The organism is Streptomyces sp. NPDC058401 (assembly GCF_042722885.1).
Lineage (GTDB): Bacteria > Actinomycetota > Actinomycetes > Streptomycetales > Streptomycetaceae > Streptomyces.
In genome coordinates this window covers 1-19,326 of sequence record NZ_JBHXKA010000069.1, presented here as the reverse complement: position 1 = coordinate 19,326, position 19,326 = coordinate 1, and the positions used below count along the sequence as shown (strand labels likewise).

Below are 19,326 nucleotides of genomic sequence, written 5' to 3'. Positions count from 1 at the left end.
CGATAGCCGACCTATGGATCGGCGGCCTGCCCCAGGGGCCACACGTAGGGGCCCTGGGGATCGTCGAGCCAGGACCACTGCCCGGCCTCGCCGACCGTCACCCCGAAGCGCTCGCGCGCCGGCCGGTCCTCGCGCCGCCACAGGTCCAGCGCCTCCCTCGGGTGCAGCGCGCCCGCGGTGAGCACGAGCATGAACTGGAAGCGCTCGTTCTCCACCAGCTCGTACGGGAGCCCCTGCGGCATCCCGTACGTGCCCGGCGGCGCGGCCGTGGCCCCGCGCAGCGGCACGAAGTAGGCCGGGGTGTGCAGGAAGCGGCCCTCGGCGAACGCGGCGTCCCGCACGGTGAGCGCGATCAGCCCGGTCGACAGCGGGGCCAGGATCCGGGCACCCGGCCGGCACTGGCCCAGCCAGGCGGGCGGGATCAGCGGGATCGTGCAGGTCACCAGGATCCGGTCGAAGGGGGCCCGGGCCGGACAGCCGCGCGCCCCGTCGCCGGTGACCACGGCCGGGTGGTAGCCGAGCCGGTCCAGGTGCGCGCGCGCCGACTCGGTGATCTCCTCGTCCAGGTCCACGGTGGTGACCAGCCCGTCGCCGAGCCGGTGGCACAGCAGGGCCGCGTTGTAGCCGGTGCCCGCGCCGATCTCCAGCACGTTGTCCCCGTCGCGCACGTCCAGGGCCTGCAGCATCCTCGCCATCAGGGAGGGCTGGCTGCTGGAGGAGACCAGCTCGCCGTCGCGCAGCCGGGTGGCGAGCGGGCCGTCGGTGTAGACCCCGCGCAGCCAGCGGGCCCGCTGTTCCGGGTCGGGGTCCTCGGCCCAGAGCCGCTCGTGACCGGCGCCGCGGCCGGTGTAGTAGTACGGGACGAACACGTGCCGGGGCACGGCGGTGAAGGCCGCCCGCCAGCGCGGATCCTCCAGCGCCCCGGCTGCGGTCAGCTCCCGTACCTGGGCGGCGTGCGCGGTCTCCCGCACGTCGCGTACCTCGGCGTGTGCGCCCATGCCTCCACTGTCCTGCGGACACCGCCCGCGTGCGACCGCGGTGCGGGGCCGACCGCGGTGCGGGGGCGGGGGCCGGACACGGGGACGGGGGCCGGACGGGTGGTCCTAGGACCGGGGTCCTCCGTCCGGGCGTCTGAGACGATGGTCGGGTGAACGAGATTCCGCGGGGCACGGTCCAGGAGCAGACCTTCTACGAACTGGTGGGCGGCGAGGACACCTTCCGCCGTCTGGTCCACCGCTTCTACCAAGGGGTCGCCGAGGACCCGCTGCTGCGCCCGATGTACCCGGAGGGGGACCTCGGTCCCGCCGAGGAGCGGTTCGCGCTGTTCCTGATGCAGTACTGGGGCGGCCCGAACACCTACAGCGAGAACCGCGGCCACCCGCGCCTGCGCATGCGGCACGCCCCGTTCCAGGTGGACGCCGCCGCGCACGACGCGTGGCTGGCCCACATGCGGGTGGCGGTGGACGAGCTCGCCCTCGCGCCGGAGCACGAGGCGCAGCTGTGGCGGTACCTGACGTACGCCGCCGCCTCGATGATCAACACCGCGGGCTAGCCGGTACGGGGTCCCGTACGGGCCCGCGCGCGGGCCCGTACGGCGGCGGCCGGCTAGACCGGGCGGACGAGCAGGGTGCCGAGGCCGCCGGGACGGCGCATGGCCACGGACCCGTACGGGGTGCGCAGCCGCAGCCAGCCGCCGGAGGCGAACAGGGCCACCGGCTCGGGGGCTCCGGGCGCGGCCGGCACGGCGGGCACGGTGGACCGTACGGGCCGCAGGAAGCCCAGGGACTGCGCGGCGTGCACGGCGCGCAGCGGAAGTTCGGTGTCCCCCAGCGTGCGGGACCAGATCTCGCGGCCGATGCGGTCGCGCTCGGAGCGGGTCCGGTGCTGCGGGGGCAGGGCCTCGTCGCGGGCCCGGAACTCGGCGACGGCCACCGCCAGGGCCTTGGCCATCGCCTCGGGGCCGGGCAGCCCGGCCACCGGGGCCCAGCCGCCGCGGGGCGGGAGCACGCCCGCCCAGGGCGGTCCGGTGACGGCCGCGGGGACGAGGGCGCCGGCCCGCTCGCCCTCGTCGACGGACTCCAGCAGCTCCCCGGCCGAGACGGTCAGGTCGAGCGGGGCGGAGACGGGCGCGGCGAGCCGCACCGTGCGGACGGCCAGGACGTCGATGGACGGCGGCCGCCCGAAAACGGCGAGCGCGCCGCCGCCGGCCTGCGCCTGCAGGCGGACGGCGGCGGCGCGGTCGTAGTGCACCAGCCGGCCCAGGAAGGCGGCGAGGTCCGCCGCCTCCCCTGAGTCGGCGAAGTGCAGCTGCTCGTTCATGCCGCGATGCCCCCGGCGGGAGCACCGGGCTGCGGCTGTGCCTTCGGCTCGTCCAGGTACTCCTGGAGGAAGAGCTTCTCCTCGGCCGTGATGCGGCGGGGCCGCCCCTCGGCGAGGTTGTAGGGCACGACCACGGTCTCGGCGCGCACGTAGACCGTCTCGGGCCCGTCCTCGGTCGCCTCGTCCTTGACCTCGTAGCGGATGGTCAGGGACGCGGCGCCTATCCGGGTCACCCAGGACTCGATGAGCACCGGCTCGTGCCGGTGCACGAGGGGCAGCTTGTAGTCGATCTCGTGGCGGGCCACGACGGAACCGCCCGTGAAGGACTCACTGCCCTCCCCCGGCGCGAGGCGGAACATGAAGTCGATCCGCGCCTCCTCCAGATAGCGGAGGAAGACGACGTTGTTGACGTGCCCGAAGGCATCCATGTCCGCCCAGCGGAGGGGGCATCGGTAGTGGTGTCTGGCCATGGCCCGTGTCCTCGGCCCTCAGCCTCGGGTGAGCTTCTTGTACGTGGCGCGGTGCGGACGGGTGGCGTCCGCGCCGAGCCGCTCGACCTTGTTCTTCTCGTACGACTCGAAGTTGCCCTCGAACCAGTACCACTTGGACTCGCCCTCGTACGCCAGGATGTGCGTGGCGACCCGGTCCAGGAACCAGCGGTCGTGGGAGATGACCACGGCCGCACCCGGGAACTCCAGGAGCGCGTTCTCGAGCGAGGACAGGGTCTCGACGTCGAGGTCGTTGGTGGGCTCGTCGAGGAGCAGCAGGTTGCCGCCCTCCTTGAGCGTCAGCGCCAGGTTCAGACGGTTGCGCTCACCACCGGAGAGGATGCCGGCGGCCTTCTGCTGGTCCGGACCCTTGAAGCCGAAGGCGCTGACGTACGCGCGCGACGGCATCTCGACCTGGCCGACGTTGATGTAGTCCAGCTCGTCCGACACGACGGCCCACAGGGACTTCTTGGGGTCGATGTTGGCGCGGCTCTGGTCGACGTACGAGATCTTGACGGTCTCGCCGATCTTGACGTCGCCGGAGTCCGGCGCCTCCAGACCCAGGAGCATCTTGAAGAGCGTGGTCTTGCCGGCGCCGTTCGGGCCGATGATGCCCACGATGCCGTTGCGCGGCAGCGTGAAGGACAGGTCGTCGACCAGGACCTTGTCGCCGAACGCCTTGGAGAGGTTGTTGACCTCGACCACGATCGAGCCCAGACGCGGGCCCGGCGGGATCTGGATCTCCTCGAAGTCCAGCTTCCGCATCTTGTCCGCCTCGGCGGCCATCTCCTCGTAGCGGGCGAGGCGGGCCTTGGACTTGGTCTGGCGCCCCTTGGCGTTCGACCGCACCCACTCGAGCTCTTCCTTGAGGCGCTTCTGGCGCTTCTCGTCCTTGCGGCCCTCGACCTTGAGACGGGTGGCCTTCTTCTCCAGGTAGGTGGAGTAGTTGCCCTCGTACGGGTGGGCGCGGCCGCGGTCGAGCTCGAGGATCCACTCGGCGACGTTGTTCAGGAAGTAACGGTCGTGGGTGACGGCCACGACTGCACCCTTGTACTGCGAAAGGTGCTGCTCCAGCCAGTTCACCGACTCGGCGTCGAGGTGGTTGGTGGGCTCGTCGAGGAGGAGCAGGTCCGGGGCCTCGATCAGCAGCTTGCAGAGCGCGACACGGCGCTTCTCGCCACCGGAGAGGTTGGTGACGGGCCAGTCGCCGGGCGGGCAGCCCAGGGCGTCCATGGCCTGCTCCAGCTGGGCGTCGAGGTCCCAGGCGTTGGCGTGGTCCAGGACTTCCTGGAGCTTGCCCATCTCGTCCAGCAGCGCGTCGGTGTAGTCGGTCGCCATTTCCTCGGCGACCTCGTTGAAGCGCTTCAGCTTCGCCATGATGTCCGCGGCGCCGTCCTGGACGTTCTCCAGGACCGTCTTGGACTCGTCGAGCTTGGGCTCCTGCATGAGGATGCCGACGGTGAAGCCGGGAGACAGGTACGCCTCGCCGTTGGACGGCTGCTCCAGCCCCGCCATGATCTTGAGGACGGTGGACTTACCGGCGCCGTTCGGGCCGACCACACCGATCTTCGCGCCGGGCAGGAAGTTCAGGGTGACGTCATCAAGAATCACCTTGTCGCCGTGCGCCTTGCGCGTCTTGCGCATGGTGTAGATGAACTCAGCCAAGAGAAACCGTCCGGCAGATCGATGGGTGGGCAGATACACCCCATCTTGCCTGACGTCCATCCCCGGGGGGAAACCCGTTCGGCCCCGGAGCCACCGGAACGGGGTCCGCCAAACGGTCCCGAGGCCTTGCGCCGCACGGCAGGATGAAGCCCACGGGGGCGTGGCCGGGGGGCTGCGTCCGAGGTGGGGGGACGTATGGACAGCGGACTGATCGCTCTCGGCGCGGCCGTGGTCGGCGTGGCCGGAACATTGCTCGCGACGGTGCTTTCCCAGCGGATGCTGGCGCGGGTGCAGGCGGCGCAGTTCGAGCGGGAGCAGCGGGTCGCGCAGGTGGGGTGGGCGCGGGAGCAGCAACTGGCGGAACGCGACCGCAGGCGGGAGTGCTACGCGGCGACGAACGCCGCGTACCGGCGCTACCGGATCGCGCTCATGTCCTTCCTCTGGGTCGTCCACAACGCGCAGACCGACCCTCCGGCGCCGTCCGCGCCCGCACGGGCGGCGCTGGAGGAGGCCCGGGGAGGGCATCACGCCGCCTTCGCGGAGGCGCAGATGATCGCCTCCGCCGCCGTCCTCGCGGAGCTGGACTCGATGACCCGGGGCATGGCGGGGGCGTACGCCCGCACGATGCGGCTCGCGGAGGGGACTCCGGGCCCGGAGTGCTCCTTCGAGGAGATCCACGCCGAGCTGCTCAGCCTCTCGGAGCGCTCGGACGTGATGCGGGGCTCCATGCGGGCGGATCTCGGCATGGCGTGAGCGGGAAGGGCGCCGGGCCCGGCGGACGGATCCCGGCGGCCGGGTCCCGGCTGACGGATCCCGGCTGACCGGTCCCGGCGGGGCTCAGCGGGGGCGGTAGACCGTGAGGGCGTCCGGGAGGTCGTCCAGGACCAGGGCGGTGGGGGCCTGGGCGTACTCGCCGTCATACGCGAGCGGGGTGCCGGCCGGGATGTCGCTCACGCGCAGGCTGCGCAGCCGGGTGGCGACGTGCACCGGGGAACGGGTCAGCGGGCCCGCGAACGCGGCGGCCAGCAGGCGGGGGCCGGGTCGGCCGCCGCCGAGGACCAGGCGTACGTCGAGCAGGCCCTCGCCGAGGCTCTTGCGGTAGCGGGGCGCCGGGCCCGTGCCCTGGTAGGTGCCGTTGCCCGCGAAGAGCAGCCAGACGCTGCGCGGCTTCCCGGCGAGCTTGAGCCGTACCGGGCGCTCCGCGCGCAGCACCCGGTACGCCGCCAGGAGCGCGGCGGGGCCGCCGCCGATCCGGGGGCCCCAGCGGAGCCGGTGGCCGAGCAGCTCCGGGTAGGCGCCGATGCTGAAGTTGTTCAGGAAGTACCCGGCCCTGGTGTCCTCGGGGTCCGGGCCGGGACCCGGGGTGAAGCGGCCGACGCCGATGAGGACGGCGTGCCCGTCCGCCACGGCCCGGCAGGTGTCCTCGATCCCCGCGAGGCCGAGGTCGAGGGCGAAGTGGTTGAGCGTGCCGCCGGGGAACACCGCCAGGGGGATCCCGGCGCGCAGCGCGGCGGTGGCGGCGGCGTTGATCGTGCCGTCGCCGCCGCACACCCCGAGGACGGTGGCCCGCTCGGCGGCCGAGGCCAGTTCGGCGCTGAGCTCCGGGCCCTCGCACTCGACGAGCTCGGCCTTCGGCAGCCGCTCGCGCAGCAGTACGTCGAGCCCGGTCGCGGCGGCCGTGCCCGACCCGGAGTTCACGACCACCGTGAGCCCGGCCCCGTCGGGCAGCGCGGGCGCCCCCGCGGCGGGCCGCTCGTCGCCCGGCACGATCCGGGCCTCCTTGGCGTCCCGGGTGAGGCGGCGCACGACGAGCCCGGCCGCCACCCCGAGCGCGGCGCCCGCGAGCACGTCCGAGGGGTAGTGGACCCCGGTGTACACGCGGGAGAAGGCCACGGAGGCGGCGAGCGGGGCCACTGCGGCGCCCCAGAGCGGGGACTCCAGCGCCACTCCGGCGGTGAAGGCGAACGCGGACGCGGCGTGCCCCGAGGGGAAGGAGGTGGTCCGCGGCTGCGTGCCGAGCTGCCGCCTGGCGGGCACCCCGTCCAGCACCGGGCGCGGCCTGCGCACGGACCATTTGCCGACGGTGTTGATGGTCGCGGAGGCCAGTGCCAGCGACGCGACCCCGCGCACGGCCGCCTTGCGGGCCCCGGCCGATCCGAGGACGGCGATCCCGGCGGCGGCTCCGCCCCAGAGCAGCCCGTGGTTCGCGGCCCGGCCGAGGCGCGGCAGCACCCGGTCGGCCCCGGGCCAGTGCCGCCGGGCCACCGCGTCGAACAGTCTGCGGTCCCCTCGTGCGACCGCGCCCCGCCAGGTCAGATCTTGATCAGCCATCTCCTCCCTCTACCCGAACCCCCGGATCCGAATCAGCCCCGGCCCCGGGCACCCCGGATCCCACCCCTCCGGCGGAGACCGGATCCCACCCCTCCGGCGGAGACCGGATCCCACCCCTCCGGCGGAGACCTGATCCCGCCCCTCCGGCAGAGACCGGATCCGGGATCCCGCCCCGGCCCGGGACTACTCCGGGTGTGTCGTGCGTTCCGGGGCGGGCCCGTCCTCCAGGGGGCGCTTGCGCAGCAGGAGGACCACCAGGCCGCCCAGCACGACCAGGCCCACGGCCAGGGAGGCGATCACCGGGGTCGCCGCCGAGCTGCCGCTGGCGGCCAGCCGCTCCTGCGAGGTGTCCTGGTCCAGGGCCGGGGCGGACTCCGACAGTGCGCCGAGCGCCGCCATCTCCCCGCCCGGAGCCGTGGCCTGCACCGGCTGGACGTCGGGGAGCTGCGGCCAGGTCGCCGTCGCCGTGGCCACGGCGGCGGACTCGCTGGAGCCGGCCACGATCTGGACCTGCGCCGGGATCCCGCTGGTGAAGACCCGGCCGACCGGCACGCGGGTGGACCCGCGCAGGGTGATCTCGGCGCTGCCGTCCGGTGTTCCTTCCGGCACCTCGAAGAAGAGCTTCTCCCCGTTGACCGCGGAGACGACCGGCCGGCCCTGGGCGTCGACCACCCGCACCCCCATCGCCATGGCTGCCGCGTCCGGGGTCACGCTCACGCTCTGCGCCCCCGTCCGCACGGTGACCGGCCCGATCCGGGTGCCCAGCGGCCCCGACACCTCGCCGGGATCCACCGCGAGGGACGCGGGCGGTTCGGGCAGCCGGCGTGCCTCGCGCTGGAGGTAGTCGGCCAGCTTCTCGGCCTGTGGGTCGACGGCCTCCACCCAGACGCCCTCGGCCAGCCGCCAGATGGCCACCTGGGTCCCGGCCGCGGCGCTCTCCGCGGTGAGCCCGGCGGCTCCGGCCGCCTTGGCGAGCCCGGCCAGATCGTTCAGCTGGGGGTAGGAGTGCTCCAGCACCCAGCGGATCCGGCCCGCCTCGCCGTTCCCGGCGAGCGGCGTGCCGCCCCATCCGGTCTCCGTGAACCGGGCCTGGGGCTGCGCATCGCCCGCGACGCCGACTCCGTACGTCTGGAGCATGCCACCGCCGTCGACCCGCATCTCGTACAGTCCGGCCGGGATCTGCCGCACGGTTCCGTCCTTGCCGTGCAGGACGGCCTGTCCGTACGTCTTCAGCCCGTCCAGGACGGCGCTCGCTCCCTCCGGCGTCCGGGGTGCGGCCGGGCCGGCGTCGGCGGCCGCCGCCGCGCCCGGGGCCCCGGCCAGCGCGGCGGCGAGCAGGGCCACCGCGATCTGCCGCCGTGCGGAGCCCCGTATGGCCGCGGCGGACGTGGTGCGCGGCGCCGGGGCGTCGCAGGCCTGCGCGGCAGGGGGAACCGGAGTGCTGCCAGGAGCGCCGAGAGGAGCAGGGCCCATGGCGGCGGCAGGAGCGGAGGGTGCGGGAACGGCAATCGACACAGTCTTCCCCTTCGGGCCGAAGGCCCAGGTGCCCGTGAGTACCGGGGAATCCTAGCCTCCTCGAACACTCAGACCACCGCCGCCTTCTGAGGGGGCATCAGCGGTACGTCCGTCCTGACGACCCGCCGGAAGGCCGCCGTGCCGCGGTTCAGGTCGTGGCCGATGGCGGTCGCGTCGATGTTCGCCGAGAACCACCGGTTGCCCTCCCCGTCGGGCGGGTCCTCCCGCACCCGCAGCCTTCCGTGGACCACGAGCGGTTCGCCGACGGACACGGATCCGGCGAGGTTCACGGCGAGGCCGCGCCGGGCCCACACCGTGTAGAAGCTGGTGGGCGCGTCCGCCCAGGTCTCCTTCTTCCGGTCGTAGTACCTCGGGGTGACCGCGAAGCGGAACCGGGCCGCCGGACCGCCCGCCGTCTCCTTGTAGTCGATCTGCGTGGCCACGTAGCCCACCAGCGTCACCTGGGTGTCGTTCATCCCGGCCGCCTTCCCGGGGTCCGGCGGCGCGCTCGACCACGCGCCGCCCCGACCCGCATTCCGTACCCGCCCGGACCATCCGCGCGGGGTACGACCATGCTGGCCCGGGCTGCCGGAGCCTGCCGGAGGCTGTGGACTACTGACGGCTTGTGGACAACTTCGCCACCGTCGCGTACTGCTCGCGCACCTCCCGGTAGCGCAGCAGCTCCGCCGCCACCGGCTCCAGCACCCGGGCCCGTCCGCAGCCGGCCGCGGCCTCGCGCAGCCGTCGCTCCGCGTCCTGCCCGTAGCGCCGTGCCGGACCCCTGGCCCCGATCGAACAGGCCCACTCGACGAGCGGTCCGCCGATGATGCCGGCCACCATCAGCAGGACCGGCGGCATCAGGCTCGGCTCCAGCACCCCGGCGATCTGCCCGACCAGCCACAGCCCGCCGTAGATCTGGAGCAGGGTCATGGCCGCCTGCGCCAGGACCGCGGCCGGCCACCACGAGGGCCGCGGCGGACGGGCGCTGGGCATCACGACCGCCGGGCCGAGGGTGACCGCGATCTCGTCCAGCGCCTGGGGCAGCCCTTCGGCGCCGCGGACGGCGGTCTCCCGTACGGCCTGCGCCCAGGGGTCGGGGAGGCCGCGGACCGCCTCGTCGGCGACGGTCCGTACGGCCTGTTCCACCCGCTGGCGGGCCGTCACCTCTTCCTCGACCGGCTGTTCGGGGGCCGCCGTGGAGCGCCCCATGGCCGCCAGGGCTGCGAGGCCGCCCAGCGAGCGCGGGGCACGCCGGCTCTCGTACCACCGCCACAGGCGCAGCCACGGGGTGCCGCAGGCCTTTCCGGCGTTGCGCCGCCAGGCCCGCTCGGCGGCGAGGCCGGCGGCGTACGCCCCGACGGCCTCCGCGAGCCGGTCCTCGAACTCGGCGCGCGCGGTCTCCCCGATTTCCGGGCCGGCGTGGCCGTCGGCCACGTAGAGCGGGCGCAGGCGGGCCGCGGCCTTGTCTACATCGGCGGAGATGCGGCGGGTCGCGGCGCCCTTCTCCTGGGTGAACTGTCCGAGCATTTCGCGCAGTTCCCCGACGCCTTCACCCGTAAGGGCGGAAAGTCCGATGACGGTGGCGCCCGGTTCGCCGTGTTCGCCGAGTGCGATCCCGTCGTCGTCGAGGAGCCTGCGCAGGTCGTCCAGTACGAGGTCGGCGGATTCTCCCGGCAGCCGGTCCACCTGGTTCAGCACGACGAAGGTCACCTCGGCGTGCCCGGCCAGCGGGCGCAGGTACCGCTCGTGCAGGACGGCGTCCGCGTACTTCTCCGGATCCACCACCCACACCACCGCGTCGACCAGTGCCAGTACCCGGTCGACGTGGTCGCGGTGGGCGCCGACGGCCGAGTCCAGGTCGGGCAGGTCGACGAGGACCATGCCGCGCAGCACCTCGGCCTCGGAGGTCTCGCGGGGGCGGCGGCGCAGCCGTCCGGGGATCTCGAGTCGGTCCAGCAGGCCCGCGGCGCCGTCGGACCAGCTGCACGCGATGGGTGCGGCGGTCGTCGGCCTGCGCAGTCCGGTCTCGGAGATCTGCACTCCGGCGAGTGAGTTGAAGAGCGTGGACTTGCCGCTTCCGGTGGCTCCGGCGATGGCGACGACGGTGTGCTGCGCCGACAGTCCGCGGCGCGCGGCCGCCTCGTCCAGGACCCGTCCGGCTTCGGCGAGGGTCTTTCCGTCGAGGATCCTGGTCCGGGACAGCCCGATGAGCTGGCGCAGCGCGTCGAGGCGGACGCGCAGCGCCTGCGCCTCGGGGCTGAGCGGGGGCGTGGGGGCCTTGCCGCCGTCGCTTCCGGCGCCGGAAACCGCCCGTACGAGTGCTTCGTCGCCCTCCTCGTCTCCGCTCGCGGGCCAGTCGTCTTCGCCGGCCCGGGGGCGCGAGCGGGCGATCAGTCCGTCGTCCCAGCGGTCGTCGGTGCGGTCGGTCAGGGCGGTCACCGCGTCACCTCTCCTTCTGCAGTACGGACAGCGCGGCGATCAGCTCGGCCTGGGGTTCGGGACTCACTTCGAGCGCTTCGATCGGGGCGAGGCGGCGGTCGCGTTCGGCGCGCAGTACCTGGTCGAGGTGCTCGGCGACGAGTTCGCCGCCCCGGTCGCGCAGGCGTACGGCGGCCTGTACGCCGATCCGCTCGGCGAGCTTCTCCCCGGCCGGCCGGGCCCGCTTGCCGCCGAGGAGGGCCGCGACCAGCAGGGCGGCGACTCCGTCGGGGTCGGGCGCGGGCTGCTTGTCGAGCCGGGCGACCTCTTCCTCGGCGAGTTCCTCCAGCACGCGCCGCCAGCGGCGTACGGCCATGCCGATGCGTTCCGCCGCCTCCCGGTCGGGGGCGGGCAGGGACACCGCGCCGGCGGCGGGCTCGCGCCGCCAGGCGTCCGCGATGCGTTCGTCGGCGGCGGCGACGGCGCACTGGAGCAGCGCCGCGAGGGATTCCGCGAGGGAGTCGAGCAGTTCGTCGGCGCTGGTGTCGAGCGGGTAGCCGCGCCAGCGGGTCAGTGCGTCCCCGGCGAGTACGGCGCCCCGGTCCAGGCGGCCCCGGACCCGCTTGCCCTCCCGCTTGTAGGCGTCCTCGACGGCAAACGTCAGCCGTACGGCGGCGGCGTGCTGGGCCGCGACGGCCGAGGCGAGCTCCGGCATCCGGCGCCCGAGGGAGTCGAGCGCGCCGAGCGCGGTGCGTCCGACGGCGTACTGGCGGGCGGCCGGGTCCTGCGCGTGGTGCGCGAGCCAGGCGAACAGCGGGGCCACGGCGCTGGCGGGCAGCAGCCCGCCGCCGCCGGCCGATTCGGGCAGCTCGGGGACGGTGAAGCGGGGTACGTCGCCGAGCCCGGCCCGCGTGAGCAGGGCCCCGTACTGCCGGGAGACCTCGGTGAGCACCTGGTGCGGGACCCGGTCGAGGACGGTGACGAGGGTGGCCTTGTACTGCTTGGCGGTGCGCAGGAGGTGCCAGGGGACGGCGTCGGCGTACCGCGAGGCGGTGGTGACCATGACCCAGACGTCCGCGGCGCAGATGAGCTGCGCGGCGAGCGTGCGGTTGTCGACCACGAGGGAGTCGATGTCGGGGGCGTCGAGGATGGCGAGGCCGCGGGGCAGGGTCGAGACGGTCTCGATCCGCACCTCGCGGGTGGTGGGCGGGTGCCCGTGCCCGTGCTTGGCGCCCGGCCGGTGGGGGGTCTTGCGGGCGGACTGGGGGGTGTCCTCGTCGTCCTGGGGCGCCCAGACCCGCATCAGATCGGGCAGCACCCGCACCCCGGCGAACCAGTGGTGGTCATCCGGATGGCAGACGAGGACGGGGGTGCGCGTGGTGGGCCGGAGTACCCCGGCTTCACTCACTTGGCGCCCCACGAGGGAGTTGACGAGGGTGGACTTACCGGCCCCGGTGGACCCGCCGACGACGGCGAGCAGCGGCGCCTCCGGCGCCTTCAGCCGGGGTACGAGATAGTCGTCGAGCTGCGCGAGCAGCTCCGCTCTGGTCTGGCGGGCGCGGGGGGCGCCGGGCAGGGGCAGCGGCAGACGCACGGACGCGACCCGGTCGCGCAGGGCGGACAGGGCATCGAGCAGCTGAGGCCGAACATCCAAGGTCACCACATGCGAAGAATGCCCAATTTAGGAGCATTTTTGAAGCTTATACGTCCTCTGCGCGCCGAGCGCTACTCCACCGGCACATCCCGGACACAGCGGACGAGTGGGGCGCAGGCATAACGAGTGCACAACACCCAGGGCGCCACGGCGCAAAAGCGGTGCGAGAATCGCACCTGCCTGCGATTATCGGGACCGCTTCACCGAACCTCCACATCGTGGCACGCGAGTGAAGCAACCGGGACAAGGCAACCGGAGCCCTATCCTTGACCCGGCACGGACCACAGCCCCACCCCCGTCCAGGGGCTCCAGGCCATCACGGCCACCTTCCGGCCCCCGTAGCTCAGTGGATAGAGCAGGTGCCTTCTAAGCACTTGGCCGCAGGTTCGAGTCCTGCCGGGGGCACTCCGCCCGTCCCACCCCGAAGCCCTCCCCCGCGGAGGGCTTTTCCGCAGGAACCGCAGGTGAGCGGCACCCTAACCCGGCTTCCGTAGCGGTGGCGTAAGTCCGGATCGGCGGCACGGGGCCGCAGGACTACTCGAAGGCCTTGACGGCCTGGTAGTAGGTCCACGCGGTGCCCTCGCACGAGGCCCTGCGGGCGCCCGAGTAGCGGGCGCAGACCCGCTTCAGGTCCGCGTGGAACATCTCGTCCAGCCGCGGCTTGGCCGCCTGGAACTCCCCCGCCGCCTTGTAGTTGCGGTAGCCGAAGTCGTGCCGGGCGCAGGCCGTCCGGAAGGGGAAGCCGAAGGGGTTGTCCGGGGACGTGGTGCAGTAGTCCGTGGACCAGTCGAAGGCGTACGGCTCCCACTCGGCCCGGTTCTCGCGCGCCGCGGCCCAGGCTCCCTGGCTGGCCTCGCCCGGCTGCGTCCAGCCGCTCAGCACCTGCGGCTTGTCCTGCGGAACCGCCGGGGCCTGCCGGGCCGCGAACGCGGGTGGTACGAGGGCCAGTACGGCGGCCAGGGCGCCGGAAACGAGCACGGACAGGCGGGCTCCGGTCCGGGCGGGGGCGGGGGCCGGGGCGGGGCTGGGGTGGTGGGGCACGCGTCCTCTAACGAGGGGTGCCGTCACGGGTGTCGGGGTGGCCCGCGCGGGCGACCGGCATCCGTCCTGCATCCGCCCGGCATCCGTCCTGCGGGGGATCCGGACCGCTGCGGGCGGGCCCGACCGGGACCCCACCGGGACCCGACCGGGACTCAGGTATGAGTCGATGTCACCCTTCCGGCAGAGATTCGGTTCAGCCTCGGGAGGGACGCGGACTACGGCCGGCGCCCCGAATACTCGTAGACATGAACCGCCGCCCTCTCGTCATCGCCGCCGCCACCGTGGGAGTCCTCGCCACCGCCGCCATCGCGCTGCCCAACCTCCCGCCCAACCCCCTGACCGACACGATCAACGACCGGGTGTTCAAGGAGAAGGGCATGCGCTTCGCGACGGCCGCCGACGCTCCGACGGGCGAGGAGGCGACGCGCGGGGAGCAGGGGCGCGGCGAGCCGGGGCCGCGGAAGCCGGCGCGCGGGGAGGCGACGTGGGTCCTGCCGCGCTGGGTGCCGAAGGACGCGACCGACGTGCGAATAATGGCGCGCACCGACGGCAAGGCACGGCTGATCCGCTTCACGCTGGGCGCGACCCCGCTGGACGGCCCGCAGTGCCCGGCGGGCACGCCGAGCAAGCACGTGGGGACGGCGCTGGAAGCCAAGTGGTGGCCGGCGGGCACCAGCGCCGAGGAGCGGCCCGAGTGCCGTGGTGCCCATCAGTACCAGGTCACGGTGCGCGGCAAGGAGGTCTACGCCTGGACCGACGGCACCCCGTCCCCCGGGGCGGGAGCGGGAGCGCAGGACGGCGGCACGGTCCGGCAGGTGTCGGCCACGGCCCCCTGAGCCGGGGACGCACGGCGGGTTCAGCGGCGGGTTGGGTGGCGGGTTTGGCGGTGGGTTCAGCGGCGCGTGCGCAGCTCGCGGGCCGTCGCGAGGTCCGCGAGTGCGGCCCAGTGGGGGCGCAGCCAGTCCTCCGGTGAGGCGGCCGTGGGCAGGCCCGGCGGCAGGCTGTCGTGGAAGGCGGTCGTCTCCGGTTCGACGACCCTGTGGTGGGTCAGGATCCGGGATTGCCCGGAGCCCTCCGAGGCCACGACCACGCTCCGCAGGAACATCGCATTGGCCACCAGCAGCCAGTGCGGCCGGCCCGGGTCGGCCGCGGATCCGGCGCCGGTTCCGCTCGACAGCGCCCACGGGTCCGGAGCGAGGTACCGGACCTGCCCCACGCCGGTGAACTCGGCCGCCGCCACGCACATCGAGCACGGTTCCTGGGTGCTCCACAGCGTCGCCGTGGCCAGGTCCCAGCCCGTGCGGGCAGCGCCCAGCGCGTTCATCTCGGCGTGGGCGAGGGGTGTGCCGCGCAGCGGCCCGGTGCCGGTGCCGTCCTCGTACGCCTCGTTGCGCCCTTCGGCGACCGGCTTCCCGTCGGTGTCCGTCAGGACCGCTCCGACCGCCAGGCCTCCGGCGGCAAGGGCCTCGTAGGCGAGGGCGAGCGCCCTGCGCAGGGGTTCGGGCGCAGCGCGCCACTCCACGTCGAAACCGAGCTGCTCATTGGCCATCCGGCCATTATCGTCACCGCCATGGACATCCGACCCGCCCGTACCGTCGCCGAACTCCAGGCCGCGGAACCCCTCTTCGACGGGCCAGCCCGTGCGGACTGGTCGGAGCGGTTCCTCGCCGCTCCCGGTCATCTGATGCTGATCGCCTACGTGGACGGCCGTCCCGTCGGCATGGTCTCCGGCATCGAGATGATCCACCCCGACAAGGGCACCGAAATGTGCCTCTACGAGCTCTCCGTGGACGAGGCCCACCGCCGGCGCGGCCTCGGCCGGGCCCTGACCGAAGCGCTCGCCACCGAGGCCGAATCGCGCGGCTGCTACGGCATGTGGGTGGGCGTCGACACCGACAACGAAGCCGCGCTGGCCACATACGGCTCGGCCAACGCCCGCGACGAGGGCGTCTTCAAAATGCTCGGCTGGCCCTTCACCCGCTAGCCCGGCCCTGCCGACTCGAGCCCGGCCCCGGGCCCAGCACCGGCACCGGCACCGGCACTGAGCAATGCCGAGCCGGCAAAGCACGGGGGGCAGCACCGGGCTTGGCCCGGGCCGGAACTCGGCCCGCACCGGGGGTTGGGCTGCGCTGGCCGTTGGGCGGGCCCGCGCCAAGGCTCGCCCAGGCAGCACGGGCCCGGGCAGCACGGGCAAGGGAGCATGGAGCAGGGCCGGGCGTTGGCCCGCGCCTGCGCCTAGGCCGGCCCGTGCCAGGGCGAGCCCGAGCCGGAGCGGCCCGTGCCAGCGCGAGCCCGGGCCAGCGCGAGCCCGGGCCCTGGCCCTGGCCCTGGTGGGGCGATGGGGCGATGGGGCGATGGGGCGTCGACGCTGGCCGACGCCCCTGGGGCGGCGTGTCGTGGGGCCAGTCGGCGCACCCTCCGCGCGGGCGGCCCGTGCCTCGCCGAGCATCGGCGGCATGACCGCATTCACCGCGCTCCTCCCGGCCGCCGCCCTGCTGGCGGCGGCCACCGCCCTGCCGCCGCACGCCGCACACGCCGCAGCCGCCTCCTCCGACGCCCCCATCGCCCCCTACGTCGTCGTCCTCAAGGACGGCGCCACCCGTGCCTCCGCGGCCGCCGCCACCCGGGCCCTCGCTGCCGAAGCCGAGGCCTCCGGCGACACCGTCGGGGCCGTCTACGACACCGTCCTGAGCGGTTTCGCCGTCCGCACCACCGCAGCCCGCGCCGCCGAACTCGCCGCCGATCCCCGGGTCGCCTCCGTGGAGCCCGATGCGGTCTTCCGGATCGACGGCACCCCCACCAGGAGCGCACCGACCGCAAACGCCCTGCCCGGCGACACCCCCACCGGAAGCACCCCGCCCGGGACCACTCCGGCCGGCAACACCCCTACAGGAAGCGCTCCGACCGGCGACAACCCCGCAGGAAGCACCCCCGTCGGAAGCGCCCCGGCCGGCGACACCCCCACCGGAAGTACCCCGCCCGGTGACACCCCCGCAGGAAGCACACCGACCGGAAGCACCCCAGTCGGCAACACCCCTGCAGGAAGCACGCCGACCGGGACCACTCCGGCCGGCAACACCCCTACAGGAAGCGCTCCGACCGGCGACAACCCCGCAGGAAGCACCCCCGTCGGGAGCGCTCCGACCGGCGACAACCCCACCGGAAGTGCCCCGACCGGAAGCACTCCAGTCGGCAACACCCCCACCGGAAACACCCCGCCCGGGACCACCCCGCCCGGCGGAACCCCAACCGGGGCCACCCCGCCGGGGACCACCCCCACCACCCCTGCCACCCCTGCCGGGACCGCCCCCGCCGCACCCGCCGGCCGCGCCCCTCTCGTCCAGGCCCCCGCGCCCTGGGCGCTGGACCGGCTTGATCAGGGGGAGTTGCCGCTCGACGGGTCGTACGCGTACCCGGGTAAGGCCGAGGGGGTCACGGCGTACATCGTGGACACCGGGATCAACACCCTGCACCAGGAGTTCGGCGGCCGGGCCCGCTGGGGGGCCAACGCGGTGTTCATGGAGGGGGCCACGGACTGCAACGGCCACGGCACGCACGTCGCGGGGACCGTCGGCGGAGCCACCTACGGGGTGGCCAAGGGGGTTTCGCTCGTCGCCGTGAAGGTGGCGGACTGCCGCGGGGACGCCACCCTGTCGGCCATCACGCGGGGTCTCGACTGGATGGTGAAGGACGCCCTCAAGTCGCCCGCCACCCCGGCCGTGGCCAACATGAGCCTGGGCGGCGGCTACAGCTTCGCGCTCAACCGGGCGGTGACGCGGGCGATCGCGTCCGGGATCACCTTCGCCGTGGCGGCGGGCAACTCCGGCGAGAACGCCTGCACCGGCTCCCCCGCCGGGGTCCCGCAGGCGCTCACGGTGGGCGCGACCGACGCCCTGGACCAGCGGCCCGCCTTCTCCAATTACGGCGCCTGCGTGGATCTTTCCGCCCCCGGCGTGGCCGTCACCTCCGCCTGGAAGGGCTCCGCCACGGCCACCGCCCGCGCCTCCGGCACCTCGATGGCGGCTCCGCACGTGGCGGGCGCCGCCGCGCTGGTGCTCGCGCGGGGCCTGGCGGCCGGCGGCCCGCGCCAGACGCCCGCCCAGGTGGCCGACGTGCTCGTACGGGACTCCGTGCGCGACCGGATCACCGCCCTGCCGGCCGGGACGCCGAACCGGTTGCTGCACGTCCCGACCGACAAGTAGCCCGTACGGGACCCTCCGCCGGCGGCGCCTCCCCGCCCCGGCGGACCCCGACCGGTCCACCCCCGGACCCCGGCCCGTCCACCCCGGACCCCGGCCGGAGGACCGCCCTGAAGAGCACCCCAAAGATCGCCCTGCGGAACGCCCGGGACCCCACCCGGAAGAACGCCCCGAGGACCGTCCGAAGATCCCATCCGCCCCACCCGCACGGGGCACCGCCCCACCCGGCCTGATGGCACATCAATTTCTGTGTGCTTCGGGCGAAAGCAAGTCATTGACTTCTCATCACCGCGACGCGTCAATGTCGGCCACCGCACCGGCTCGACCTCCCCCACACAGCGGGTGGGGGGAGGGTTCGTATGACGAAGGAGTCGCGACCCAGTGAGTACAACGTTTCGCCGAAGAATTCTGGCCGGGGCTGGCGCTCTGTCCCTGGCCCTGACGGGCGCCGTGGTGGGTCTGTCGGGCACCGCGCAGGCCGCGACCAAGACGACGCCCGTCCCGATGGACTGCATCGCCCCCGCGCCCCAGCCGGGTGGTTCGGGCACGCAGAACTACACGATCACGCTGCCCGACGGCGCGAAGGCCGGCGACGTGGTCCCGGTCACCATCGACCCGGGTCCGAGTCCGGTCATCCCCGGCTTCGCGGTGACGACCACCAACGTCTCCAAGATCACCCTCAAGGTCGGTTCGACCCTCCAGACGGTGGTCAGCCCGCCCGAGACCGTCAACGTGACGCCCGGCGTGCCGCTCGACCCGGCCGGATTCTCCGGCACCGTCAAGATCCCGGACGGTTCCGAGGGCACCACGGTGGGCGTGGCCCTGGACCTGGCGGTGACCGACGCGAGCCTCATGGGCTCGGTCTTCACCACCACCTGCACCCCGACCCCCCGTCCGAGCGCCTCGCTCGGCTCCGTGGCCGTGGAGGCCCTGCCCAAGGACCCGATCACCACCAAGCTGACGCCCAACAGCGGCAAGGCGGGCACGCCCGTCGTCGTCACGGGCGCCAACTTCCCGGCGGGCGCGGTCACCTGCTCCGCGCTCAAGAACGGTACGGCCACGGGTGACACCGGTACCGGCACGGCCACCGCGGCCGGCGTCGCGACCTGCGACATCACCGTCAACCAGCCCGCCGACAAGATCCGGATCGACGGCGCGGTCCTCCCGTACAAGGACTTCGCCTTCATCGTCGAGCAGCCCGGCGTGCAGAACCCGGTCGACGTCGAGGTCCTGCCCGGCCCGCTGGCCATCGGCCCGCAGGCGGGCAACCCCGCCGTCAGCTTCGGTTCGGTCACCATCAACGGCAAGTCCCAGTCGGTCGTCGGCCAGTTCACCGCGATGGCCGTCCAGGACTTCCGCGGCGGGACCCTCGGCTGGGACGTCTCCGCGACCCGGACGCCGTTCCTGAACACGGTCACCGGCCACTCGATGGCCACCGCGCAGATCGGCATCCAGCCGACCTGCAAGGTGACCAACCCGGCCAGCCCGAGCACCTGCTCCACGGGTACGCCCGGTGCGATCTCCGACGTCCCGCTGAAGGTCGCCTCGGCGGCCGCGGGCGGCGACAACCTGACCGGTGGCGAGTTCGAGATCGGCGGAGCCGGAATGATCCAGCTCCCGCCGTTCATGTTCGCGGACAGCTACCAGTCGGTCGTCACCTTCTCGATCGCCTGACCCGTACGGCCCCGTTCCACCC

17 protein-coding genes and 1 tRNA gene are annotated in these 19,326 nt (G+C 73.8%); 7 read left to right on the top strand and 11 right to left on the bottom strand.

The window, feature by feature from the left end:
• Positions 1-11: 11 nt before the first annotated feature.
• Positions 12-998: a methyltransferase domain-containing protein gene (locus ACFWNV_RS24160; RefSeq protein WP_383950689.1), complete on the bottom strand. Its 987-nt coding sequence runs from the start codon at positions 996-998 to the stop codon at positions 12-14.
• A 149-nt stretch (positions 999-1,147) separates the two neighbouring features.
• On the opposite strand from ACFWNV_RS24160, the gene ACFWNV_RS24155 reads away from it, so the two are divergent.
• Positions 1,148-1,552 carry a globin gene (locus tag ACFWNV_RS24155; protein WP_243334938.1) on the top strand — a complete coding sequence of 135 codons (405 nt, stop codon included), beginning with the start codon at positions 1,148-1,150 and terminating at the stop codon, positions 1,550-1,552.
• Between the two features lie 53 nt (positions 1,553-1,605).
• On the opposite strand, the gene ACFWNV_RS24150 is transcribed toward ACFWNV_RS24155, so the two are convergent.
• The 3 genes from ACFWNV_RS24150 to ettA are packed head-to-tail and all read right to left on the bottom strand — an operon-like array spanning position 1,606 to position 4,472.
• Positions 1,606-2,319 carry a hypothetical protein gene (locus ACFWNV_RS24150; protein ID WP_383950686.1) on the bottom strand — a complete coding sequence of 238 codons (714 nt, stop codon included), beginning with the start codon at positions 2,317-2,319 and terminating at the stop codon, positions 1,606-1,608.
• Positions 2,316-2,789, bottom strand: coding sequence for an acyl-CoA thioesterase (locus ACFWNV_RS24145; RefSeq protein ID WP_383950683.1), 474 nt, complete (start codon positions 2,787-2,789; stop codon positions 2,316-2,318). Before ACFWNV_RS24145 ends, ACFWNV_RS24150 begins: the two co-directional genes overlap by 4 nt.
• Before the next feature lie 18 nt (positions 2,790-2,807).
• Positions 2,808-4,472: an energy-dependent translational throttle protein EttA gene (gene ettA, locus ACFWNV_RS24140; RefSeq protein ID WP_383950680.1), complete on the bottom strand. Its 1,665-nt coding sequence runs from the start codon at positions 4,470-4,472 to the stop codon at positions 2,808-2,810.
• Between the two features lie 195 nt (positions 4,473-4,667).
• On the opposite strand from ettA, the gene ACFWNV_RS24135 reads away from it, so the two are divergent.
• Positions 4,668-5,225: a hypothetical protein gene (locus tag ACFWNV_RS24135; RefSeq protein ID WP_383950677.1), complete on the top strand. Its 558-nt coding sequence runs from the start codon at positions 4,668-4,670 to the stop codon at positions 5,223-5,225.
• 84 nt (positions 5,226-5,309) lie between these two features.
• Here ACFWNV_RS24135 and ACFWNV_RS24130 read toward each other — a convergent pair whose 3' ends face one another.
• The 5 genes from ACFWNV_RS24130 to ACFWNV_RS24110 form a co-directional block, all read right to left on the bottom strand.
• Positions 5,310-6,803 (bottom strand): bifunctional phosphatase PAP2/diacylglycerol kinase family protein, encoded by a 1,494-nt coding sequence (locus ACFWNV_RS24130; RefSeq protein ID WP_383950674.1) that lies wholly within the window; start codon positions 6,801-6,803, stop codon positions 5,310-5,312.
• A gap of 183 nt (positions 6,804-6,986) precedes the next feature.
• On the bottom strand, positions 6,987-8,318 hold the full coding sequence (locus ACFWNV_RS24125; protein ID WP_383950671.1) for a thioester domain-containing protein: 1,332 nt from the start codon (positions 8,316-8,318) through the stop codon (positions 6,987-6,989).
• Positions 8,319-8,386: 68 nt separating this feature from the next.
• Complete coding sequence (locus ACFWNV_RS24120) at positions 8,387-8,794, bottom strand: single-stranded DNA-binding protein (RefSeq protein ID WP_383950668.1); 408 nt, start codon at positions 8,792-8,794, stop codon at positions 8,387-8,389.
• A gap of 136 nt (positions 8,795-8,930) precedes the next feature.
• Positions 8,931-10,757: a GTPase gene (locus ACFWNV_RS24115; RefSeq protein ID WP_383950665.1), complete on the bottom strand. Its 1,827-nt coding sequence runs from the start codon at positions 10,755-10,757 to the stop codon at positions 8,931-8,933.
• 4 nt (positions 10,758-10,761) lie between these two features.
• Positions 10,762-12,390, bottom strand: a complete 1,629-nt coding sequence (locus ACFWNV_RS24110; RefSeq protein WP_383950663.1) for a dynamin family protein — start codon at positions 12,388-12,390, stop codon at positions 10,762-10,764.
• 332 nt (positions 12,391-12,722) lie between these two features.
• Here ACFWNV_RS24110 and ACFWNV_RS24105 point away from each other — a divergent pair.
• Positions 12,723-12,795 (top strand) — tRNA-Arg (locus tag ACFWNV_RS24105).
• A gap of 129 nt (positions 12,796-12,924) precedes the next feature.
• On the opposite strand, the gene ACFWNV_RS24100 is transcribed toward ACFWNV_RS24105, so the two are convergent.
• Positions 12,925-13,374: a phospholipase gene (locus tag ACFWNV_RS24100; RefSeq protein ID WP_383950732.1), complete on the bottom strand. Its 450-nt coding sequence runs from the start codon at positions 13,372-13,374 to the stop codon at positions 12,925-12,927.
• A 302-nt stretch (positions 13,375-13,676) separates the two neighbouring features.
• On the opposite strand from ACFWNV_RS24100, the gene ACFWNV_RS24095 reads away from it, so the two are divergent.
• The gene (locus tag ACFWNV_RS24095) at positions 13,677-14,267 is read left to right on the top strand and encodes a hypothetical protein (RefSeq protein ID WP_383950660.1); all 591 of its coding nucleotides are present in this window, start codon (positions 13,677-13,679) and stop codon (positions 14,265-14,267) included.
• 56 nt (positions 14,268-14,323) lie between these two features.
• On the opposite strand, the gene ACFWNV_RS24090 is transcribed toward ACFWNV_RS24095, so the two are convergent.
• The gene (locus ACFWNV_RS24090; protein WP_383950657.1) at positions 14,324-14,980 is read right to left on the bottom strand and encodes a nucleoside deaminase; all 657 of its coding nucleotides are present in this window, start codon (positions 14,978-14,980) and stop codon (positions 14,324-14,326) included.
• A 21-nt stretch (positions 14,981-15,001) separates the two neighbouring features.
• Between ACFWNV_RS24090 and ACFWNV_RS24085 the strand changes: the two genes are divergently transcribed.
• The 3 genes from ACFWNV_RS24085 (at position 15,002) to ACFWNV_RS24075 (ending at position 19,304) form a co-directional block, all read left to right on the top strand.
• Entirely contained in the window at positions 15,002-15,415 is a 414-nt protein-coding gene (locus ACFWNV_RS24085) for a GNAT family N-acetyltransferase (RefSeq protein ID WP_383950654.1), read from the top strand.
• A 472-nt stretch (positions 15,416-15,887) separates the two neighbouring features.
• Positions 15,888-17,633: a S8 family serine peptidase gene (locus ACFWNV_RS24080; protein WP_383950651.1), complete on the top strand. Its 1,746-nt coding sequence runs from the start codon at positions 15,888-15,890 to the stop codon at positions 17,631-17,633.
• 378 nt (positions 17,634-18,011) lie between these two features.
• Positions 18,012-19,304 (top strand): hypothetical protein, encoded by a 1,293-nt coding sequence (locus ACFWNV_RS24075; RefSeq protein ID WP_383950649.1) that lies wholly within the window; start codon positions 18,012-18,014, stop codon positions 19,302-19,304.
• Positions 19,305-19,326: the final 22 nt, after the last annotated feature.